The following is a 587-nucleotide window of genomic DNA, read 5'->3' as shown; positions in this document are numbered from 1 at the left end:
CACAGGTACGACGCGAGACCGTAGGCCGTGTCGTTGGCAAGACGCAGCCCGTGTTCCTCGCCGTCGAACGGAATCAGGCACACGACCGGCCCGAAGATCTCTTCCTGCGCGATCCGCATCCGGTTGTCGACGTCGGCGAACACGCTCGGCCGCACGAAATTGCCGTTCGCGAGATGCGCGGGGAGATTCGCCGGCTTGTCCGGGCCGCCGGCCACGAGCCGCGCGCCCTCCTCGACGCCGAGCCGGACATAGCCCGTCACTTTTTCCCAGTGCGCGCGCGTGATCATCGAGCCCACCTGCGTGCTCTCGTCGGCCGGATCGCCGACGATCAGGTTGTTCGCGCGCCGCGCGAACTCCGCGACGAACCTGTCGTAGATCGTGCGCTGCACGAAGATCCGCGAGCCCGCGGTGCAGCGCTCGCCGTTGATCGAGAAGATCGTGAAGAGCGACGCGTCGAGCGCGCGGTCGAAATCGGCGTCGTCGAAGATCAGCACGGGCGACTTGCCGCCCAGCTCCATCGAGTATTTCTTCAGGCCCGCGCGCTCCATGATCCGCTTGCCCGTCACCGTGCCGCCCGTAAACGACAC

The 587-nt window shown here is 66.8% G+C and carries 1 protein-coding gene; it reads right to left on the bottom strand.

Annotation, left to right across the window (positions count from 1 at the left end):
* The coding region (locus tag J5M58_RS25930) for an aldehyde dehydrogenase family protein (RefSeq protein WP_207880174.1) at positions 1 to 587 on the bottom strand (587 nt) is incomplete at both ends.

The sequence above is a fragment of the Pseudomonas sp. 32_A genome (assembly GCF_017490905.1).
Lineage (GTDB): Bacteria > Pseudomonadota > Gammaproteobacteria > Pseudomonadales > Pseudomonadaceae > Aquipseudomonas > Aquipseudomonas inefficax.
Note: the sequence above shows the minus strand (reverse complement) of the source record. Positions and strands in the feature narration are given on the sequence as shown.